The organism is Mycolicibacterium neoaurum (genome assembly GCF_036946495.1).
GTDB lineage: Bacteria > Actinomycetota > Actinomycetes > Mycobacteriales > Mycobacteriaceae > Mycobacterium > Mycobacterium neoaurum_B.
Window position 1 is genome coordinate 631,232 of record NZ_JAQIIX010000001.1, and the last position, 18,580, is coordinate 649,811.

Consider the following 18,580-nt stretch of genomic DNA (forward strand, 5'->3'; position numbering starts at 1 on the left):
CGGATCAGCGCGCGGCGGCGTGCCTGCCCGCCCGGCGGCCGAAGAACGAACCCTCGCCGAGCTGGACACCACTGGCATAACCCTTACCGTCGCGCGCGATATTGGACGCGCACGCGCCGGCGGCATACAGACCCGGTATGACCGCGCCTGTTTCATCGAGCACCTCGCCGTCCAGCGATACCGTCAGCCCGCCCATGGTGAACCCGGAGTACATGGCGACACCGAGGGTCAGGTCGAAGGCTGCATACGGCCCGGTGTCCTGCGGGGCGAGATAATCCGGCTGCTTGTGGAAATCGGGATCGACACCGGCGGCCGCATTCATGTTGTACCGCTCCAGGGTGGCTGCCAGATTTCCTGCCGGAATGCCCAGTGCCTGCTCGACTTCGGCGATCGTCTCGTACCCGTCGATGAACTTGATCAGCGGCATCTCGGGCATCTGCATATGCGCCTCGTCGACGATCAGGTAGGCGGCATGGTCCGGTTGTTCGAGGACGAAAGCCGATGTGCGCGAATGGTAGGAGTCCTCGGCGACGAACCGCTGACCATCCTTGTTGACGATGACACCGGTGAGCAGGATCTCCGGCGGGTAGGCGGCGGCGGTGATGAACGCCTGATCCAGATTCTTGGCGACACCACCCGCGGACACCCCGAGCTTGATGCCGAGCCCGTCATCGTTGGGGTTACCCAGAATGTAGGGCGCGACCAGACCATGGTGCTTGGTCTTGCGCTCCTGCCCCAGCTCCGGCGTGTACTGCGCCACCATCTCGGCATTCATCGCAAACCCCCCGGCGGCGATGATCACCGATTTCGCCTTCACCGCGCCGGTTTCGGTGAACTGCTTCCAGGCCACGCCCTGCACCGCACCGTCGGCGACCACGAGGTTGGTCGCACCGGTTTCGTAGCGGAATTGCACGCCCAGCTCCGCCGCCCGTTTGAGCAACAACTGGATCACCATGTCGGCACCGCCGAGTTCGCCGGGAACCGGCACCGAATGCCCCCGGGGCGCGGGCTTGGCCTGCTCGATGAACGGCCACACCTTCTCGTTGCCGGTGTAGGAAAGGCCCTCGGTGCCCGGGGGGACGACGACCTTGCCGGGGTAATAGCTGCGCTCGAACTGAAAGCCAAGGGACTCAAGCCAATCGAAGTGTTCGACGCTGTGGTCGCAGTAGGCGCGGATCTTGTCAAGCTCGGGGTCCTCGGTGACGGCGACCAGGTACTTGTACATCTCCTCGGCGCTGTCCTCATGCCCGGTGGCCTGCTGAACGGCCGTTCCGCCACCGAGGTAGAAGTGCCCACCGGCCATCGACGTGGTGCCGCCGGCCGCGGCCGCCTTCTCGAGCACCAGCACCCGGGCGCCGCTCTCGGCCGCGGTGACCGCCGCACAGCCACCGGCGATACCGAAACCCACGACGACGACATCGACGTCATCGGACCAGGAGTTGACGTCGGCCACGCCGATGGTCGCCGGGATCTGCTGCAGGGTCATCGTTGTCTCCTCGGGCGCATCACTGCTGTTGTTGTTTGACGTGGTCGAAAAAGGTCTGGATATCGCGCGGAATGTAGGCGATCTCGACGAACGGCACGCCGGCATCGGTGCCGCTGACGTAGCCGAAGTGCATACCGCCGGGCATCACACCCCTGGTCACCACGGGCGCACCGGCTGCCGCGGCATCGCCCAGCGCAGCCTCGAACGCGTCCTCATCCGGCACGGCAATACAGATGTGGTGCAGTCCCGCGCCATGGGAGGACAGGAATTCGGTATAGATGCTGTCGCCGCGTACCGGCGCGATGAGTTCGAGCTGCATGTCACCGGCGTAACTGAGCGAGATGTCGGCGACGAAGTCTGCGGGTTCACCACGATGCGTGCAGGTGTCGGGACCGAAGTGCACGGCGGGCATGCGCACCCATGTCCGGGCACCCAACAGCGCACTGAGCATCCGCTCGCTGGCAGCCAGGTCGTCGGTCACCCAGGCAACCTGGACAGGTGTCTGATCGCGCATCGCAGTGAGGATATCGCCAGCCTTCGACGAAGGCTAGAACAGGTTCTAATTTGTCGGGAAGTCCCTGCTCATCGCTTGAACGAGCATTGTCAACTGAGCGTCGAAGACCGCGCCGGGATCACTGAGCGTATCGGCGCCGTACTGCCCGAAGACCTCCAGACTGATGGCGCCGATCACGGTCGCCCAAGCCGACAGGCAGGCAAGCATCAGCCGGTCACCGCCGGGAAATCCGAACTCCGCCCGGATCGCGTCGAAATCCGACGACAACGGTTCACCCATGGAGTCGTCCGGGTTACCCACGGCCCCGCTGCGCACCCCATCGGCCACGATCGACAAGAAGGTGGCGACCACCCGAGTGCCCGGCCCCACCGTCAACTCCGGTGGCGCGTGATAACCCGGCACCGGGCTGCCGTAGAGCAGTGCCCACCGCGCGGGCTGGTCGAGCGCCCAAGCGCGCGCCGCCCGCCCCAGCGCGACGAGCCGACGATCCCAGCCCCCCGTTCGCGCGGCAGCGTCCACCGCGTCGGCGAGATCGTCGTAGGCATCGACGAGCAGCAGTGTCAGCAGATCGTCCCGGCTGGCCACGTACCGATACACCGCCGAGGACACCATGCCCAACTCGCGGGCGATGGCACGTAGCGACAATCCGGCCGCACCATCGGTCACCAGATGCCGTCGGCCGACCTGCACGATCTGCGCCTCGATACGGTCACGCGCCTCCTGCCGCTTACCCACGGGGCCAGTGTGCCACAAACGAGAACAGTGCTCTTGATTTTTCGCGGCCGTGCTGCCATCGTAAAAAGAGAGCAGTGCTCACAGAACAAGGGAGAAACTGATGACCATGCGATACGACGAGCCCGGCCGGCTCGCCAGGGCCGCCAACACGCTGATCCGACACCTGGCCGAACTGGGGATAGAAATCGCAGGTAGCCGTGCACTACGGGTCCGCGGCCGCAGCACCGGGCAATGGCGCTCGGTGGTGGTTAACGTGCTGACCGTCGACGGGCGCGACTATGTGATCGCCACTCGCGGGAACACGCAGTGGGTCCGCAATGCCAGAGCCGCCGGCGTGGTGGACACCGGCCCGCGCTGGAAGCGCAGGCGCCGACGGGTGGTGGAGGTCGGGGACGCCGACAAGCCCGAACTACTCCGGCGTTATCTGGACCGCTGGTACTGGGAAGTCAAAGGTCACGCGGGCGGGTTGACACCGTCGTCGAGCGAATCCGAGGTCAGCGAGATCGCGGCCTCGATCCCGGTGTTCGAGCTCGCCGGCTGAGTGGCAACCGCCTCGCGGATCCGCGGCACCGTGGCCTGCCAGGACACCGCCGTGGGTGCACCACCCCAGGTGCTGTTGAACAACCCCACGATGGCGGCCCGACCGTCGGACGTCAGGACGTAGACCGGACCTCCGGAGTCGCCCTTCTGGCTGACCACACCGTCTTTCATGGTGAACCAGCCGTTGTTGACCACGCCGACCGTGCCACAACTCTCGCCGGTGACGATGCCGAAGTGGCATACGGGCTGACCCGGCTGCTGGACGGCCAGGCCCTGGTCGAGAACCAGCGACCGACCGCCGGGCAGCACGGTGTTGACCGCCACGTCGGGGTTGAGGGTGATCGCACCCCAGTCGGCCAGCTGATGATCACCCGTCACCGTCGCGCCATCGGGGGTGTTGTCGTCGAAAAGGGCCATCTCGCCGAGAGCGTTGCCGAACCGGTCGGTCACCGGTCCCGCGCCGCGGCAATGACCGGCGGTGAAGGCCACCCGGGCGGCGGGATCGACGAATCCGAGAGTGCACATGGTGGTGCCCTGCCGAATCTCCATCCCGGGATGCACGGTGACGGCAGGTTCAGGGGCGGCAGCGGGTTCGGCGGCGGCAGTGCCGGCCGGGGACACACCGACCGCGACGGCCGCGGCGATCATCGTCAGGAACAGCCGTGCACGCATCCAGCCCTCCGATCCTCCACCCCTCCGGGACGAAATTACCGGGGTGCTGACGGGTGAATCGGATAACGGTCAGATCTCGTTACATCACAAATCGTGTAACGGCCCGCGTGTCACAGCAGTCACACCAGTAACATGGCGTAACGTTCAGCGGCCCTACGGAAGGGTCAGGATCTGGCCGGGATGGACGAGGTCGACATCGGTCAGCCCGCTCGCGTCCGCGATGCGCTGCTGCTCGCTGCCGTCCCCATAGAACCGCTCCGCGATGCCCCAGAGCGTGTCACCGGACACCACGGCATAAGTCCGTGGGCGCACTGCCGGTACCGGCGCGCACTGGGCGCTCCTCTTGGCGCGCTGAAGTCGAATCCCCATGTCGTTCTCCCCTCGTGGTCACAGCCTAGAGACCGTCGGGGCGGTCACGGGAGGAATTTGCACACTGGGACTCGACGCTGCGCGTCGGTCAGGAATCGAAGCCCAGACCCAGCTTGTCCAGCGTGCGTAACAGCACATTGCGCCGACCCGCGGAATGGTCGGCGCGATCGAGTGACCACCGCGTCGCCTGGATCCCCACCGACGCGAACGGTTCCGGCGGGAACGGCAGCGGTTTCTTGCGGACCATCTCCAATCGGGTGCGCACCGTCGGCGTGCCGTCCAACAGATCCAGGCAGACGTCAGCGGCGAAACGCGTCGCGCCCACCCCCAGCCCGGTGAACCCGTTGACGTAGGCAACCTTCCCCCGGTGCGCGGTACCCCAGTGCGCGCAGAACCGGGTGTTGGTATCGATCGCACCCGCCCAGCGATGACTGAAGCGCACGTCATCGAGTTGGGGAAAGGTGATGAAGAAGTGCTCGGCCAGCCTGCGGTAGGTCTGCGGCCGGTCCTCATAGGTGGGATCGACCCGGCGACCGAAGTGATACACGGCGTCGTAACCGCCCCAGACGATCCGGTTGTCCGCGCTGAGTCGGTAATAGTGGAACTGGTTGGCGCAATCGCCGACGCCCTGACGACCGGTCCAGCCGATGCGCTCCAGTTGCGCTGCGGTCAGCGGCTCGGTGGACAGCACGTAGTCATAGACCGGGACGGTGTACCAACGGTTGCGGCGCAGCAGACTGGGAAACACGTTGGTGGCCAGCACCACCTCTCCCGCCGTCAGCGTCGCGGAGCCGGTGTCCACGCGCACGGCACCGTCGGCGGACTCCAGTGATATCGCCCGCGTGTGCTCGTGCATCTGCACGCCGGCCTGCTGACAGGCCCTGGCCAGCTCCACGGCGAGTTTGGCCGGGTGCACCAGCGCGCAACTGTCCGGCTCGAACAGACCGGCCCGATAGGTCGGCGAGTGGACCTCAGCGCGCACCTGCTGCTGGTCGAGGAACCGTCCCTCGCCGGCGGCGGCGGATTCGGTGAGCCATTCCACCTGATGCGGCTCGGTGGCCACCGACAGCATCCCGGTCCGCTCCCAGTCGACGTCCAGCCCGAGCCGTTCGATATCGGCTTCCATCCCGTCGAGGTTCGCCATGCCGAGCTCGGTGAGGGTGTCGAATTCGGCTGCCCACCTTGACCGTCCGTTCTCGGCGCCATGGGTGAGGCTGGCGTCGACGAAACCACCGTTGCGACCCGAGGCCGCCCACCCGATCCGGTCCGACTCGATCAGGACGATGCGGCGATCCGGATACCGTTCGGCGGCGTGCAGTGCCGCCCACAGCCCGGTGTAACCGCCGCCCACAACCAACAGATCGCAGCGCTGCGACCCGACCAACGGTGGATGCTGCGGACGGGCGATATCCAGCCACATCGGGGCGAACACGCTTGCCGCCAGCGACCGTTCCACCAGCGCGGGGTCGACAGGGGCGTCGAAGACTGTCCTCACCCGGGCGACACTACGTGGCCAGCGGCCGCTGCGGATGGTTCAGGGCGCCACCGTCCCGACCGGCTCGCTGCTGCGGGTCGGGGTCCACCCGGGCGGACCGAAGACGTATCCGAACTTATCCCGCAATCGCCGGGCCCCGCGCACCGCCCGGGCGATCTTGACGTATTCATGGGTCTGCAGTGTCCAGATGTTGAACGTGTCGACCTGGGTGGTCAATCCGTAGTGCGGTCGGAACAGCTCATCCTGGTAGCTGCCGAACATCCTGTCCCACAGGATCAGGATCCCGCCATAGTTCTTGTCGAGATACTCGGCATCCATACCGTGGTGCACGCGATGATGCGACGGTGTGTTGAAGACGAATTCAATTGGCCGCCAAAGTTTGTCGACCCGCTCGGTGTGCACCCAGAACTGGTAGACAAGGTTCACCGAAAAGCTCGCGAACACGATCCACGGCGGAACGCCGAGCAACGGCAGCGGAATCCACATCAGGATCTCGCCGCTGTTGTTCCACTTCTGGCGCAGCGCGGTGGCGAAGTTGTAGTACTGGCTGGAGTGGTGGGCCTGGTGGGTGGCCCAGATCAGTCGTACCCGATGAGCCGCCCGATGATAGGCGTAGAACAACAGGTCCACACCGAGCAGCGCGATCGCCCAGGTGTACCACCGGTCCGCCGGCAGCTGCCACGGCGCCAGATAGGCGTAGATCGCCGCGTAGCCCAGTAGCGCGACGGCCTTCCACGCCGCGGTGGTCACCACCGAGACCAACCCCATCGACAGGCTCGTCCAGGCATCGCGGCGCTGGTAAGCGCCCGCCGGGCTGCGCTGGCCGGCGCTGGGCTCGGACTCGAGATGTTCCAGGCGGCGCGCCGCGGTCCACTCCACGACCAGCAGCAGCAGGAAAAACGGGATGGCGAACAGCACGGGGTCGCGCATCGGCGCGGGCAGTGCAAAGAGCAAACCCGTGACGACGTCCGTCCGAGGAGCCTAACCGCAGCAGTGCCGGGTCAACGGAAGCTCAGCACCTCGGATCCCCAGGTACTGCGCTGGATATGGTCCGGATCGAACGCCAGCCGGTCATCGCGCCCGATCAGCAGGTTGACGCGGTCCCGCTCGTCGTATGGGCGCCACCGCGGCGCGTCATCGGCATCCGGTGCGCCGCCGCGCGCGAAATTGCACCATCGCTGGCGCATTCGTCGCGAAACCTCGGTACCCGCGGCAAGACCACCGAGTTTGAATGTCGGGTCGCGGCGACCTGCCACCAGATTGCCCCACACGTACGGCAGTTCGGTGGCATGCGCACCGCCCAGGCCGAGAACGCGAAGCATGGGAGTTGACCAGTCGAACCGATACATGTGCACCGGCGCGACCACGCTGTGTCCCTCGGCGAACCAGATCGAGGGCATCCGGAAACCGATATCACGCGCGACGCCGAGACCGGGTTTCTTACCGCGCCCGCGGTACACCGCCGCGATTTGGGCCGGGGTGGGGATCTGCAGGTCGGGTTGCTCTGACGCGATCGCGGTGAACATCTCGCTGATGGCCTGCCCGCTGATCGGTAGCAGCGGCGAACGCATCCACCGGAACAGCGCCGCCTCGTGCTCGTTGGTGCCGATGATCAATGGAACCGGCAGCGATCGTCCCGATCTGGCGACGTTCACCGGGTAGTCCGGCACGATGTCGCCATCGACGATGGGCGCGAACCCCAGGGTGCCCGGCGCCAGCCGCGGCACATCGTTGAACAGCTCCTTTGCCGCGGCGATGATGGCGGTCACCGGCAGCTCGCTCAGCTGGTCTGACTGCTGTGCCGTCATACCGAGTTCGGCGAGGAACTGCTCCCCGATCCGCTGCGCGCGTCTCTGGTCGTAGACCGAGGTGACCGGCGAGCTCTGCGCGATGGCGCGATGGAACAAACCCTCGGCAGCGGGGCTGGCCAGCAGCGTGGTCACCACGCCACCGCCCGCCGACTCACCGAACAGCGTGACCCGGTCCGGGTCACCGCCGAAGTTGGCGATGTTGTCGCGTACCCACCGCAAGGCGAACAGCACATCGCGAAGGCCGATATTGGTCTCGAAACCCTCGCCCAGCCACGACAGGTCCAGAAATCCGAACGGGCCGAGACGGTAGTTCACCGTCACCACCACGACGTCCCCGCCGGCCGCCAGTTCGCGCCCGTTGTAGAGCGGCTGGGCGCCCGAACCGAGGATGTAGGCACCGCCGTGCACCCACACCAACACCGGTCGTGGACCACCGCCGCGGGCCGGAGCCCAGATGTTCACCGTCAGGCAGTCCGCTCCCTGCGGCGCGCCCAGATCCAGCGGGATACGCGGGTCGGTGGGCTGTGGGCACACCGGCCCCATGCGGGTCGCATCGGCCGGCTCGGTCCACCGTTGCGGCGGTTGTGGCGCACGCCAGCGCAGCGGGCCAACCGGCGCGGCGGCATAGCGAACCCCCAACCAGTGGGTGACGACGCCATCGCCGGCGCCGCGCACGGGACCGCTGGTGGTCTCCACGACCGCGGTGTCATCGATCGAGAATCTGGTATCGGTCACATCCTCCATAGTGGCACCGCCGATCTCGGGTACGCCGATACGTGACGGGGTCCATATCCACCCGCTACGTGGGTCGTTGCCCACTGGCACGTCGGCACCACCCGTTTCGGTCGCGGGCCGCGCACACGGTTAGGTTGGCGCAATGCGTAAGTGGGCCCTGCTGGGCGGAGCGATCACGACAGAGGTCGCCGGGACGCTGTCACTGCGCGCCTCACAGGACCATTCCGGTTGGCTGATCCTCGTGGTCGCCGGCTACCTTTCGTCGTTCATCTTGATGGCCGCGGTGCTCCGGACCGGGATGCCCGTCGGGGTGGCCTACGGAATCTGGGGCGCAACCGGCACCGCCGTCACCGCCAGCGCCGCCACGCTGATCTTCGGTGAGGCGTTCACCTGGCCGCTGCTGGCGGGAATCGTGCTCATCATCGCCGGTGTCCTGCTGGTCGAATTCGGCTCCCACGACGCGCCGTCACAGGCGACACCGTGATGTGGCTGGCGCTGGCCGCCGCGATCGGCACCGAGGTGCTCGCCACGCTGTCATTGCGGGCATCCGATGGTTTCCGCCGCCGCCGGTGGATAGTCCCGGTGGCGGCGGGCTATCTGCTGTCCTTCTATCTGTTGTGGGTGTCGCTGTCGCTGGGGATGCCGGTCGGTGTGGCCTATGGCATCTGGACCGCATGCGGTGTCGCGCTGGTGGCCGTCGCCGCACGGGTGCTGTTCCGCGACCCGTTGACCTGGCGGATGATCGCGGGTATCGCCCTGATCATCGCCGGGGTGCTCACGATCGAGATGGCCGGCGTGGTGCACTGAGCACGCCCGGCACACAGGTCAGCAGCGCGACCAGCATTCCCACCGCGGGTACCAGCAGCAGTCCCACCCGCAACCCGGCGGCATCGGCGATCAGCCCGATCACCGGCGGCGAGGCGACGAACCCCAGGCGCATCAGCCACGCCACCACCGTCAGCCCCGTCCCCGGCCGCAACCCGGGTAGTCGGTCGGCGCCGTGCATCGCCGCAGGCACAAGTGTGGCAACCCCGAGGCCGACCGCCGCAAAACCGGCGATCGTGCCGGGTACCGACGGAAACGCAAGGGCCAGACCCATACCGGTCGCCATCACCAGTCCGCCGGTCCTGGTGACTGCGCGCTCGCCGAACCTGTCCACCAAGCGATCACCTGACAGCCGCCCGACGAACATGCACCCGATCAACGCGACATAGCCGAACACCGCGACCGGCCCCGGTGCGCCGAGCCCGTCGCGCAGATAGAGCGTGGCCCAGGTGCTGCCGACATCTTCGATGATGGCCCCGGCGATGGCCACGACCACCAGAACCGCCAGCAACACATACGCCGGAAGCCGCGTCGGCCGTCCCGCCCCGGTGGGCCCGTCATGGTGGTCCTCGGCGCGATCGGGCCCCGGCAACAGGAACGGATAGGCCGCCAGCGCCACCGCCGCGAACAACGCCGCCGCGATGGCCAGGTGCAACCCTCGCCCGACACCCAGGGCGATGGCGACGGCACCCATGGACCCACCGAGGATGCCGCCCGCAGCCCAGACCGCGTGCAGCGAATTGATGATCGAGCGCCCGTAGGTGTGTTGAACGCGCAGGCCATGCACGTTCTGCGCGACATCTGTGACGGCATCGCAGGCCCCGGCGCAGAACAGTGCCGCGGCCAGGAGCGCGGGCGTGCCCGCCGAACCCGCGGTCGCGATCAACACCGCCAACAGCACCGACGAACCCACCGCGACACGTGCCGATCCGAACCGCCGGATGATCGCGCCGGCGGCCAGTCCGGCCACCAGCGCACCTGCGGCGAACGCCGCCACCACCGCTCCGTACCCGGCATTGGACAGCCCCAGATCACTCTTGATCTCCGGGTATCGCGGCAGCAGGTTGGCGAACACCGCGCCATTGGTCAGGAACAGTGCGCCCACGGCGATCCGTGCTCGCCGGTCGGGGTCGGTACTGGCTCCTGGCGGCATGCCCGCCGACGATACTGACGCCGCGCGCAACGTTGTCCACCGGTCCGGCGGCGGCGCGGCAGATCCGGCAAGATTGCGAGCATGACCGAATTGGCCGATCTCGCACGGCGGTACGCGGTGGCAACGGAGTTCGTCGACTGGCGTGGCCGCAGCGTTCCGGTGCCCGAGCACACGCTGGTGTCCGTGCTCGCCGCGCTCGGAGTCCCCGCCGCTACCCCGGCCGAACGGGAGCGCGCCGCGCGGTCGCACGACCGCGAGTACTGGGGTGACACCTTGGCGCCGACTGTGGTGGCCCGCTCGGGCACCGCCGCGCCGTTCTGGGTGCACGTGACCCATGGCCGGCCGGTCGATGTGTGGGTCGAGCTGGAGGACGGTTCCCTGCGCGCCGAGCTGCGCCAGCTCGAAAACAATCGTGCGCCATACGATCTGGATGGCCGGATGATCGGTGAGGCCACCTTCGAACTGCCTGCCGATCTACCGCCCGGGTATCACCGCCTACACGCCAGGACCGACACGATCGAGACGGACACCAACCTGATCGTCGCACCATCGGCGTTGGCGCCGCCGCGCACGCGGCAGTGGGGCCTGGCCACCCAGCTCTACAGCGTCACCTCCGAACAGTCCTGGGGCACCGGCGATCTGACGGACCTGACCGACCTTGCCATCTGGTCGGCGGCCCGGCACGGCGCGGGATTCATCCTGGTCAATCCCTTGCACGCGGCCGCGCCGGTGGCCCCGATGGAGCCGTCGCCCTATCTGCCGACCTCCCGCCGGTTCGTCAATCCGCTGTATCTGCGAGTGGAGGCCATCGACGAGTACGCACAGTTGCGCAGACGCGGCCCCCTGCGCAAGGCCCGAGCCGAGCTTGCCGCCCGCGCCCGACGCCGTGACGGGATCGACCGCGACGCGGCTTGGAAGGTGAAACGTGCTGCCCTGCAACAGGTGTACCGGGTGCCTCGGTCCGCGGGTCGGGAACTGGCGTACGCGGCTTTCCGGGCTCGCGAGGGCCGCAGCCTCGACGACTTCGCCACCTGGTGCGCGCTGGCCGAGGTGCACGGCCCGGACTGGCACACCTGGCCGCAAGCGCTGACCCATCCGGACAACCCCGAGGTTGCCGCGTTCGCGGCCGCCAACGAGGCAGCCGTCGACTTCCACCGCTGGCTGCAGTGGCAACTCGATGATCAGCTGACCATCGCTCAGGCTAGAGCCACCCAGTCCGGCATGGACCTCGGCATCATGCACGACCTCGCCGTCGGCGTCGATCCCGACGGCGCGGACGCCTGGGCATTACAAGATGTGTTGGCGCGTGGGGTGACTGCCGGGGCACCGCCGGACGAGTACAACCAGCTCGGCCAGAACTGGTCGCAACCGCCATGGCGGCCCGACCAGTTGCGACGCACCGGCTACGCACCGTTCCGAGCATTGGTCAACGCAGTGCTACGCCACGCCGGCGGCGTCCGCATCGACCACATCATCGGACTGTTCCGGTTGTGGTGGATCCCGCAGGGCGCGGCGCCGACCGAGGGCACCTACGTGCGCTATGACCACGATGCGCTGATCGGCATCGTCGCACTGGAGGCATATCGCAGCGGCGCCGTCGTGGTCGGCGAGGATCTCGGCACTGTCGAGCCGTGGGTACGTGACTATCTGCGCGACCGCGGACTCTTCGGCACGTCGATCCTGTGGTTCGAACGCACCGACGAGGGCGCACCGCTGCCCGCCGAACACTGGCGTGAGGCCTGCTTGTCCGCGGTGACCACCCATGATCTGCCGCCCACGGCCGGTTACCTGGCAGGTGAGCACATCCGCCTGCGCGAGTCCTTGGGGCTGCTGACCCGGCCGGTCGAGGAGGAGATCGCCGACGATCGGGTGGATCAGCAGGCCTGGCTCGACGAACTGCGCCGCCTCGGCCTGGTCGGAGAACAGCCCGATATCGATGAGATCGTCCGCGGCCTGCACGCCTTCCTCGGACGCACACCGTCGAAACTGCTGGCCTTGGCCTTGCCGGACGCCGTCGGTGACCTCCGCGCGCAGAACCAGCCCGGTACCACCGACGAGTACCCGAACTGGCGGGTCCCACTGTCCGGGCCCGACGGTGCGCGGATGTCCCTGGAGGACGTATTCACCGATCGCCGCGCCGATGCGCTTGCCGAAGTAATGAAAGCCCAGGTGCCGGCGATGGACACGTGACTGGAGTTTCTACAGGTGTGGTTCTGCGATATGTTCGCAGCGCACCGCGACACCCGGAGGTCACGTGAAGAAGCTAATCGGCTTGGGGCTGGGCGCCTGCGCCATCGCATCGGCGGCCATGGTCACCGCAGGCACGGCGAGCTCGGACCCGCAGGCGGCGCAGGCCGCCTACAACGTGGTCGGCGAACCGTACGGCAAGGCCGTTGCGATCCTCAAGAGCATGGGCATCCCGTCCATGTTCGGTGGCGCGGTGGGCAGCGACATCCAGCAGAGCATGTGCATCGTGGAGAAGCAGAAGTACATCCCGTCCGGGAAGATGCAGCTGATGCTCAATTGCACCCAGGCAGCATTCGATGCCGCCGGTGCCAGCCGGTCCACCGGATCGGGCCCGGGTGGGCGCACGGTCGGCGCGAACGGTGTCACGACCGTGACCCCGACACCGATGCCGCCGGCACAAGCGGGAGTTCCCACCTCGCCGGCGCCCGTTCCTCCGCCCGCTCCCTGAGTCCGGCGTCTAGTATTCGCCCATGCCATTGGCGCCTGGCGAGACGTTCGCCGGATACACGATCGTTCGCGCCCTGGGCGCCGGCGGGATGGGTGAGGTCTACCTCGCCCAGCACCCTCGACTCCCGCGCCAGGACGCGCTGAAGATCCTGCTCGCGCAGGTGTCCACCGACGACGAGTACCGACAACGATTCGAGCGCGAGGCAGATATCGCCGCCACCTTGTGGCATCCGCACATCGTCGGTGTGCACGACCGCGGCGAGAGCGACGGTCAGCTCTGGATCGCGATGGACTACGTCCCCGGCACCGACGCTGCCCGGTTGTTGCGCGAGGACCACCCCCATGGTCTCCCGCCGCAACAGGTCATCCAGATCGTCACCGCGGTCGCCGAGGCGCTGGACTACGCGCATCAGCGCAATCTGCTGCATCGGGACGTCAAACCGGCCAACATCCTGATCTGTGGTCCGGACTCCGGCGACCAGCGCATAGTGCTGGCCGATTTCGGTATCGCGCGGTGGTCCGATGATGTCAGCGGATTGACCGCGACCAACATGACCGTCGGCACGGTGTCCTACGCGGCACCCGAGCAGCTGATGGGCAATCCCCTGGACGGTAGGTCGGATCAATACGCCCTCGCGGCCACCGCATACGAGTTGCTCTCCGGAACACCGCCGTTCCGCAACTCCAACCCGGCGGTGGTCATCAGTCAACATCTGTCGGCTTCGCCGCCCGCGATCGGCAGCCGGCGACCCGAATTGGCGCACCTGGACCCGGTGTTCGCCAAGGCGTTGGCCAAGGAGCCCGGCGACCGGTTCGACCGGTGTACCGACTTCGCCCGCGCCCTCGGACACCAACTGGCCGGTGACACCTCCGAGCAGACCAGGTTGGCACCGGCCCCCAAGAAACCGAGGGTGCGCAGGCAGCGCCCCGCGGCCGCGATCCTGGTTGCCGGGGTTCTGGCGGTACTGCTGTGCATCGCGATCGTGGTCGCGGCATTCGAATTCGGCCGCGCCGATGATGAACGTCCGGAGGCGGCACCCGTGACCACCTCCAGCACCCGGCCCTCCACCACGGCCGTCCCGGCGCCGCCGCCGGCGAGCACGACCACCTCCGCTCCCGATGCGACCGTCACGGTCACCACCGATGTGACCGAACCGGCCGCCGCAGCGGTGGTCGGTGCCGACTGCGGTCCGGTCGGCGGCACGGGCACAACCGCCGATGGGACGACGGTCTACTGCGAAACCCTGGCGGGGACCCAGGCGACCATCTGGTCGTTGACGCCGGGACCGGTACCGAGTCCCACGGTGACCACCGAGGCGCCGGATCCCAGCGAGGAACCGCTGCCCGCCGCGTTGGAGTCCCCGGTGCGAGTGTGCATGCAGCAGACCGGTCAGACCCGCCGCGAGTGCCGCGAGCAGATCCGTATCAGCAATGGATTGCCCTGAGCCGCTGGCCGGCTCGGCCGGCGTGAGCTATTCGCCGGCCCGGCCGGCCAGCCGCGCCATCAGCTGATCCAGTAGCGGCCGTTGCCCTTTGAGCAGTTTGATCCGGGCCTCACCGACGGTGAACCACTGCACACGGTCGAGTTCCGGATACTGCCGGATATGGCCGGAACCTCGTGGCCATTCCAACTCGAACGTATTGCTGACCGCGCCGGTGACATCGAGATCCGCCTCGACCGCGAATGCGGTGACGATCTTGCCGCCGGGCTGGCGCAGCGGCGGGAAATTCATCCGTTCGCCCTCGGGTACGGGCAACCCGATCTCCTCGCTGAACTCTCGGCGGGCTGCCGACCAGGCGTCCTCGGACTCGTCGAACTCGCCCTTCGGAATCGACCATGCGCCATCGTCTTTGCGTGCCCAGAACGGGCCGCCCGGGTGCCCGATCAGCACCTCGGCCGTGCCCTCGGTCACCCGGTACAGCAGCAACCCTGCGCTTGTACGTGGCATCAGCGCAGCGTAGTCGACAGCCCCGACCAGTCTCGGCGAGCACCATGCCGGTGTCGGCGCTACAGTCACCTGCGTGACCGGCAGCCGGTACCACAGGTACGTCGCCCTGGGTGACAGTCAGACCGAAGGCCTCTGGGATGTCGACGGCTCCGGGGCACTGGTCGGATTCGCCGATCGACTGGCTGGCATGATCGCCGCAGACTCCCCCGGCCTGCTCTATGCCAACCTGGCGATCCGGGGTAAACGCATCGCCGATGTGCTGAATGTGCAACTGCCGCAGGCCGTTGCGATGCAACCCGACCTGATCACGGTGTGCGTGGGTATGAACGATGTGACCCGACCCGGTCGCAGATTCACTCGCGCGCTCGGCGAACTCGATGTGCTTTACGACGCGTTGGCGTCATCGGGGGCCACCGTGGTGACCACCACGTTCCCCGATATCACCCAGCTGCTACCCGCCGGGCGGCTGTTGGTATCCCGGGTGCTTCGGATCAACGATGTCATCCGCAACGCCGCGGGCCGGCACGGATTCCGGTTGGTCGACCTGTACAGCGCCGCATCGATGACCGATCCCGCCGTCTGGAGTCCGGACCGGGTGCACGGTTCCACCACCGGGCATCTCCTGTTCGCCGCGGCCGCGGCGGAAGCCCTGGAACTGGCTGGGGCCGATCATGATTGGGCCCTGGCCGCGGCGGGGGACGATCATCGCTCACCTCGATCGCGGGTGTCGGCGCAACTGCAGTGGACCCGGAACATGTTCATGCCGTGGATCTGGCGACATCTGCGGGGCCGCAGTGCCTTTCACGGACACCAGGCTCGACATCCGCAGCTTGTGCCGGTCCCGGCCAGTTCAGTGGTGCAGTAGCAACGACGTTCAGCGGCCGAACGGGTCGAAGCCGAAGATCTTGCCGTCTCCGATCCCGGCCACCGCCGCCGGGCAGAACATCGATATCGCCACGCCGGTGAACATCGTCGCGGGCCCCAGGGACATGCCGGCCCGGTCGGCGACCGTGGCGGCGGCATTGGCGACGTTCTGGCCGGGCGCGGACAGCATCGGGCAGACCGACTGGCCCAGCGCCAGTGTGTCGACCGCGTTGAGCGTGGTCGGCGCGGTCACCCCGGCGGCGTCCAGCGCACCGAGGAAGACATCGGCCGCAGAATCCGCGTGTGCCGGGCCTGCGACGGCGACGGCGAGACCGGCCGCTGCCACGGCGGTGAGCACACAAGCTTGAATTCGGCGCATGGGTGACCATGCTAGGGCACCGACACGCCCTGATGCGCCCTCAGCTGTGCCAGGCACCGTCGATCTGTTGGGCCACGTCGATGATTCTGGCCGCCCTGGCCCCCGGACTGTCGATCTCACCGGCCACATGCGCCGAGATGAACCGCTTGATCTCGGCGTCGATACCGGCCATCACGCGCAGCACCTCGGCACGCAATGTCCCCGAGGTCACGTGGATGGCGATATCGCGGGGCCCTGGCTTGCCGACATCGAGGATCAGCAACAGCGGTTCGGCCGCCCGCGCCACCGCCTGCAGCGAGATCTCGCCGAACACCATGAAGCGCGGCTTGTCGATCCGCAGATCGATCACCATGTTGATCTCGAGTGGGATGCGGATGTCGAAGGAGATGGCCTCGCCCACATGGCGCGTCACCCGCGGATACTGGACGCGCACCCGGGCGGTCACCTTGGCGATACCACCGGGACCCTGGCCCATCGGACCCATCTCGAACTCATCACCGGCGATCGCCCCGATTGCGTCGGCGACGCGCTTCTCGGACACCGCGACATCGAAGAAGTGGCGGCCGAACTCCTCGTAACTGATGTACCTGGCCGACGCGCCGGTGGCGGGTTCGGCAGGTGTGGAACTTTCCATGATGCTCACTACCGTCTCACGTGGCGCACGTGACCGTGCGCGACACACCCATCTATCGGGGCGTCTCGGTGAACAGCCGCACCCGCCGCACCCGGCTGGGCCGAACACCCACCTCGGTGATCAGGACGGCTGGCCCGTCGGTACCGCTGAGGCTGACGACGACGTGCCTGCCTGCCGTCAGGATTGTCCGCCGGCGTTTGCCCGCCAGTGCGGCCACCAGTTCGCTGGGCCGCAGGCGCCCGGTGTCACCTGCGGTGATCTCGGCATCGCCCAGCCGCCGCTTCACCGTCATCTCGTCACCGGCAATCGCGTCGTCGACCAACTGACCGATCAGGCGCCTGCCGCGGGCTCCCACACCGTTGACGCCGGCGACGAAGCCGAGCGCACCCGCGGGTCCCTGGTTGGTCAACAGAGCACGGGTCAACGCGACGGCCGCGGGAAAAGCAGCGGGACCGTTGCGGGTGAACTTCCACGCCATGGCGGGCAGCTCCCAGTAGGCCTGTAACCGGTCGATGGCCAGCGCGTCACCGACCACGGTGAGGTCATAACGCAGCACGGCCGGGATACGCATGGTCACCGACGCGTTCATCGCAACCTCCAGGACCAGGTTGCGCAACACGGTGGTACCGCAGACGATGTCGATATCGCGATGGAAGGTGATGTCCCGAGGACCGATGAAGGTGTCGTAGAACTGTTCGATCTCCGCCCGGCCGGTGTGCGGACGCGACCCCACCGGATCCTCGATGCGTGCCCCCGCGGTGAACAGGCCCACCCATGCCGCCCGATCATGCGCGGCGGCGGCCGCCGGCGAGCGTTCGACCGCTGCCAGAACCGCTGTACGTGTTGTGGACATATCCTTGGGTACCACCCCTGTGCGAAGGAGGACGGCAATGAGCCAGAACGGGCCGTTCGGTATCGACCCAGAAGAGTTTGACAGGCTGGCTCGCGAAGCCGGCGAGGGACTGCGTGATGCGTTGGACAGATTCGGCAAGAGGGCGGGCTGGTCGACCCTGATCGACCAGTTCACCGCTCAGGCCAAACCGGCAGCGCCGGAGACCACCGGGGATGCCGGCGACGGCGTGTGGGCCATCTACACCGTCGATGCCGCGGGCGGTGCGCACATCGAAGAGGTGTACCCCAACGAACTACAGGCGCTGCGGGCCAACAAGAACAACACCGACCCGGCCAGGCGCGTGCGCTTCCTGCCGTATGGCATCGCGGTCAGCGCGCTCGACGCACCGGAATAGCCACCATCGCCTGGCCGACACCACTAAGCTTTGCCGGGATGATCGACGACGGTGAGGGCGGGACATGTTTCGTGAACTGACGGTTGCGGCGGCGGCCATCGTCGCCGCGGTGGGTTTTGCTGCGCCCGCCGTCGCCGATGACGAATCGGGCCACTACCCCAACGACGTGCCCGGTATGAACTATCACGCCGCGCTCGGCGCTCCGTGCGAGAACACCCAGCTGTTCACGTTCGGCCGCGGTCGCGGTGGCCAGCCGATGAAGTGCAGCTGGATCCCGAATCAGTGGCCGCCGGTCTATACGGGCTTCTGGACGGTGTCCTATGACCTGCACGGGGTCCAGGAGGTCGGCGCGCCGTGCTCGGTTCCTCAGGGCGCGGCCCAGACCGCCGACGGCAGGCCGATGTTGTGCCTCGGAACTCGTGGTTGGCAGCCCGGAACCCTCACCGGCGACGGATTCTTCCCTGCTTGACCGAGGGCC

At 67.4% G+C, this 18,580-nt stretch carries 21 protein-coding genes and 1 pseudogene; 9 read left to right on the top strand and 13 right to left on the bottom strand.

Features of this window, described 5'->3' with window-relative positions; genetic code table 11:
* Positions 1 to 4 precede the first annotated feature (4 nt).
* Genes PGN27_RS02880 through PGN27_RS02890 form a run of 3 tightly spaced genes read right to left on the bottom strand, consistent with a single transcriptional unit; the run spans position 5 to position 2,735 of the window.
* Complete coding sequence (locus PGN27_RS02880) at positions 5 to 1,486, bottom strand: FAD-binding protein (RefSeq protein ID WP_335324737.1); 1,482 nt, start codon at positions 1,484 to 1,486, stop codon at positions 5 to 7.
* Positions 1,487 to 1,505: 19 nt separating this feature from the next.
* On the bottom strand, positions 1,506 to 2,000 hold the full coding sequence (locus PGN27_RS02885; RefSeq protein ID WP_335324738.1) for a VOC family protein: 495 nt from the start codon (positions 1,998 to 2,000) through the stop codon (positions 1,506 to 1,508).
* Positions 2,001 to 2,045: 45 nt separating this feature from the next.
* Positions 2,046 to 2,735 carry a TetR/AcrR family transcriptional regulator gene (locus PGN27_RS02890; protein WP_335324739.1) on the bottom strand — a complete coding sequence of 230 codons (690 nt, stop codon included), beginning with the start codon at positions 2,733 to 2,735 and terminating at the stop codon, positions 2,046 to 2,048.
* 100 nt (positions 2,736 to 2,835) lie between these two features.
* Here PGN27_RS02890 and PGN27_RS02895 point away from each other — a divergent pair, with 100 nt between their 5' ends.
* The gene (locus PGN27_RS02895; protein ID WP_335324740.1) at positions 2,836 to 3,276 is read left to right on the top strand and encodes a PNPOx family protein; all 441 of its coding nucleotides are present in this window, start codon (positions 2,836 to 2,838) and stop codon (positions 3,274 to 3,276) included.
* Here the strand turns inward: PGN27_RS02895 and PGN27_RS02900 are convergent.
* From PGN27_RS02900 to PGN27_RS02920, 5 genes and pseudogenes are all read right to left on the bottom strand, one after another.
* On the bottom strand, positions 3,189 to 3,947 hold the full coding sequence (locus tag PGN27_RS02900) for an Rv1815 family serine proteinase (protein ID WP_418888518.1): 759 nt from the start codon (positions 3,945 to 3,947) through the stop codon (positions 3,189 to 3,191). The two genes, PGN27_RS02895 and PGN27_RS02900, sit on opposite strands and share 88 nt — an antisense overlap.
* Positions 3,948 to 4,100: 153 nt before the next feature.
* Positions 4,101 to 4,271: pseudogene (locus PGN27_RS02905) on the bottom strand (LysM peptidoglycan-binding domain-containing protein); the annotation flags it as partial.
* A 133-nt stretch (positions 4,272 to 4,404) separates the two neighbouring features.
* Positions 4,405 to 5,811, bottom strand: coding sequence for an NAD(P)/FAD-dependent oxidoreductase (locus PGN27_RS02910; protein ID WP_335324741.1), 1,407 nt, complete (start codon positions 5,809 to 5,811; stop codon positions 4,405 to 4,407).
* A gap of 39 nt (positions 5,812 to 5,850) precedes the next feature.
* Entirely contained in the window at positions 5,851 to 6,741 is an 891-nt protein-coding gene (locus tag PGN27_RS02915; protein ID WP_335324742.1) for a sterol desaturase family protein, read from the bottom strand.
* A gap of 71 nt (positions 6,742 to 6,812) precedes the next feature.
* The gene (locus tag PGN27_RS02920; protein ID WP_335325207.1) at positions 6,813 to 8,366 is read right to left on the bottom strand and encodes a carboxylesterase/lipase family protein; all 1,554 of its coding nucleotides are present in this window, start codon (positions 8,364 to 8,366) and stop codon (positions 6,813 to 6,815) included.
* Positions 8,367 to 8,499: 133 nt separating this feature from the next.
* On the opposite strand from PGN27_RS02920, the gene PGN27_RS02925 reads away from it, so the two are divergent.
* Both PGN27_RS02925 and PGN27_RS02930 read left to right on the top strand, forming a co-directional pair.
* A complete protein-coding gene (locus PGN27_RS02925; RefSeq protein ID WP_335324743.1) occupies positions 8,500 to 8,841 on the top strand; it encodes a DMT family transporter in 342 nt (113 codons plus the stop codon).
* A complete protein-coding gene (locus PGN27_RS02930) occupies positions 8,841 to 9,164 on the top strand; it encodes a DMT family transporter (protein WP_335325208.1) in 324 nt (107 codons plus the stop codon). Before PGN27_RS02925 ends, PGN27_RS02930 begins: the two co-directional genes overlap by 1 nt.
* Here PGN27_RS02930 and PGN27_RS02935 read toward each other — a convergent pair.
* Positions 9,133 to 10,335, bottom strand: a complete 1,203-nt coding sequence (locus tag PGN27_RS02935) for an MFS transporter (protein ID WP_335324744.1) — start codon at positions 10,333 to 10,335, stop codon at positions 9,133 to 9,135. The two genes, PGN27_RS02930 and PGN27_RS02935, sit on opposite strands and share 32 nt — an antisense overlap.
* 81 nt (positions 10,336 to 10,416) lie before the next feature.
* Here PGN27_RS02935 and malQ point away from each other — a divergent pair, with 81 nt between their 5' ends.
* The 3 genes from malQ to PGN27_RS02950 all read left to right on the top strand — a co-directional run bounded on the left by malQ (position 10,417) and on the right by PGN27_RS02950 (position 14,474).
* Positions 10,417 to 12,525 (top strand): 4-alpha-glucanotransferase, encoded by a 2,109-nt coding sequence (gene malQ / locus PGN27_RS02940; protein WP_335324745.1) that lies wholly within the window; start codon positions 10,417 to 10,419, stop codon positions 12,523 to 12,525.
* Between the two features lie 64 nt (positions 12,526 to 12,589).
* Entirely contained in the window at positions 12,590 to 13,030 is a 441-nt protein-coding gene (locus tag PGN27_RS02945; RefSeq protein WP_335324746.1) for a hypothetical protein, read from the top strand.
* A gap of 22 nt (positions 13,031 to 13,052) precedes the next feature.
* Entirely contained in the window at positions 13,053 to 14,474 is a 1,422-nt protein-coding gene (locus PGN27_RS02950) for a serine/threonine-protein kinase (RefSeq protein WP_335324748.1), read from the top strand.
* A gap of 27 nt (positions 14,475 to 14,501) precedes the next feature.
* Here the strand turns inward: PGN27_RS02950 and PGN27_RS02955 are convergent, their stop codons facing one another.
* Positions 14,502 to 14,978: an NUDIX hydrolase gene (locus PGN27_RS02955; protein WP_335324749.1), complete on the bottom strand. Its 477-nt coding sequence runs from the start codon at positions 14,976 to 14,978 to the stop codon at positions 14,502 to 14,504.
* Between the two features lie 73 nt (positions 14,979 to 15,051).
* On the opposite strand from PGN27_RS02955, the gene PGN27_RS02960 reads away from it, so the two are divergent.
* On the top strand, positions 15,052 to 15,843 hold the full coding sequence (locus PGN27_RS02960) for an SGNH/GDSL hydrolase family protein (protein ID WP_335324750.1): 792 nt from the start codon (positions 15,052 to 15,054) through the stop codon (positions 15,841 to 15,843).
* A 9-nt stretch (positions 15,844 to 15,852) separates the two neighbouring features.
* Here the strand turns inward: PGN27_RS02960 and PGN27_RS02965 are convergent, their stop codons facing one another.
* Genes PGN27_RS02965 through PGN27_RS02975 form a run of 3 tightly spaced genes read right to left on the bottom strand, consistent with a single transcriptional unit; the run spans position 15,853 to position 17,708 of the window.
* Positions 15,853 to 16,221, bottom strand: a complete 369-nt coding sequence (locus tag PGN27_RS02965) for a DUF732 domain-containing protein (RefSeq protein WP_335324751.1) — start codon at positions 16,219 to 16,221, stop codon at positions 15,853 to 15,855.
* A gap of 40 nt (positions 16,222 to 16,261) precedes the next feature.
* Positions 16,262 to 16,855, bottom strand: a complete 594-nt coding sequence (locus tag PGN27_RS02970; RefSeq protein WP_335324752.1) for a hypothetical protein — start codon at positions 16,853 to 16,855, stop codon at positions 16,262 to 16,264.
* 52 nt (positions 16,856 to 16,907) lie between these two features.
* Entirely contained in the window at positions 16,908 to 17,708 is an 801-nt protein-coding gene (locus PGN27_RS02975; RefSeq protein ID WP_335324753.1) for a ketosteroid isomerase family protein, read from the bottom strand.
* Positions 17,709 to 17,745: 37 nt separating this feature from the next.
* Here PGN27_RS02975 and PGN27_RS02980 point away from each other — a divergent pair, with 37 nt between their 5' ends.
* Positions 17,746 to 18,102, top strand: coding sequence for an Rv0313 family protein (locus PGN27_RS02980; RefSeq protein ID WP_030136741.1), 357 nt, complete (start codon positions 17,746 to 17,748; stop codon positions 18,100 to 18,102).
* Positions 18,103 to 18,166: 64 nt separating this feature from the next.
* Positions 18,167 to 18,571 (top strand): hypothetical protein, encoded by a 405-nt coding sequence (locus PGN27_RS02985; protein WP_335324754.1) that lies wholly within the window; start codon positions 18,167 to 18,169, stop codon positions 18,569 to 18,571.
* Positions 18,572 to 18,580: the final 9 nt, after the last annotated feature.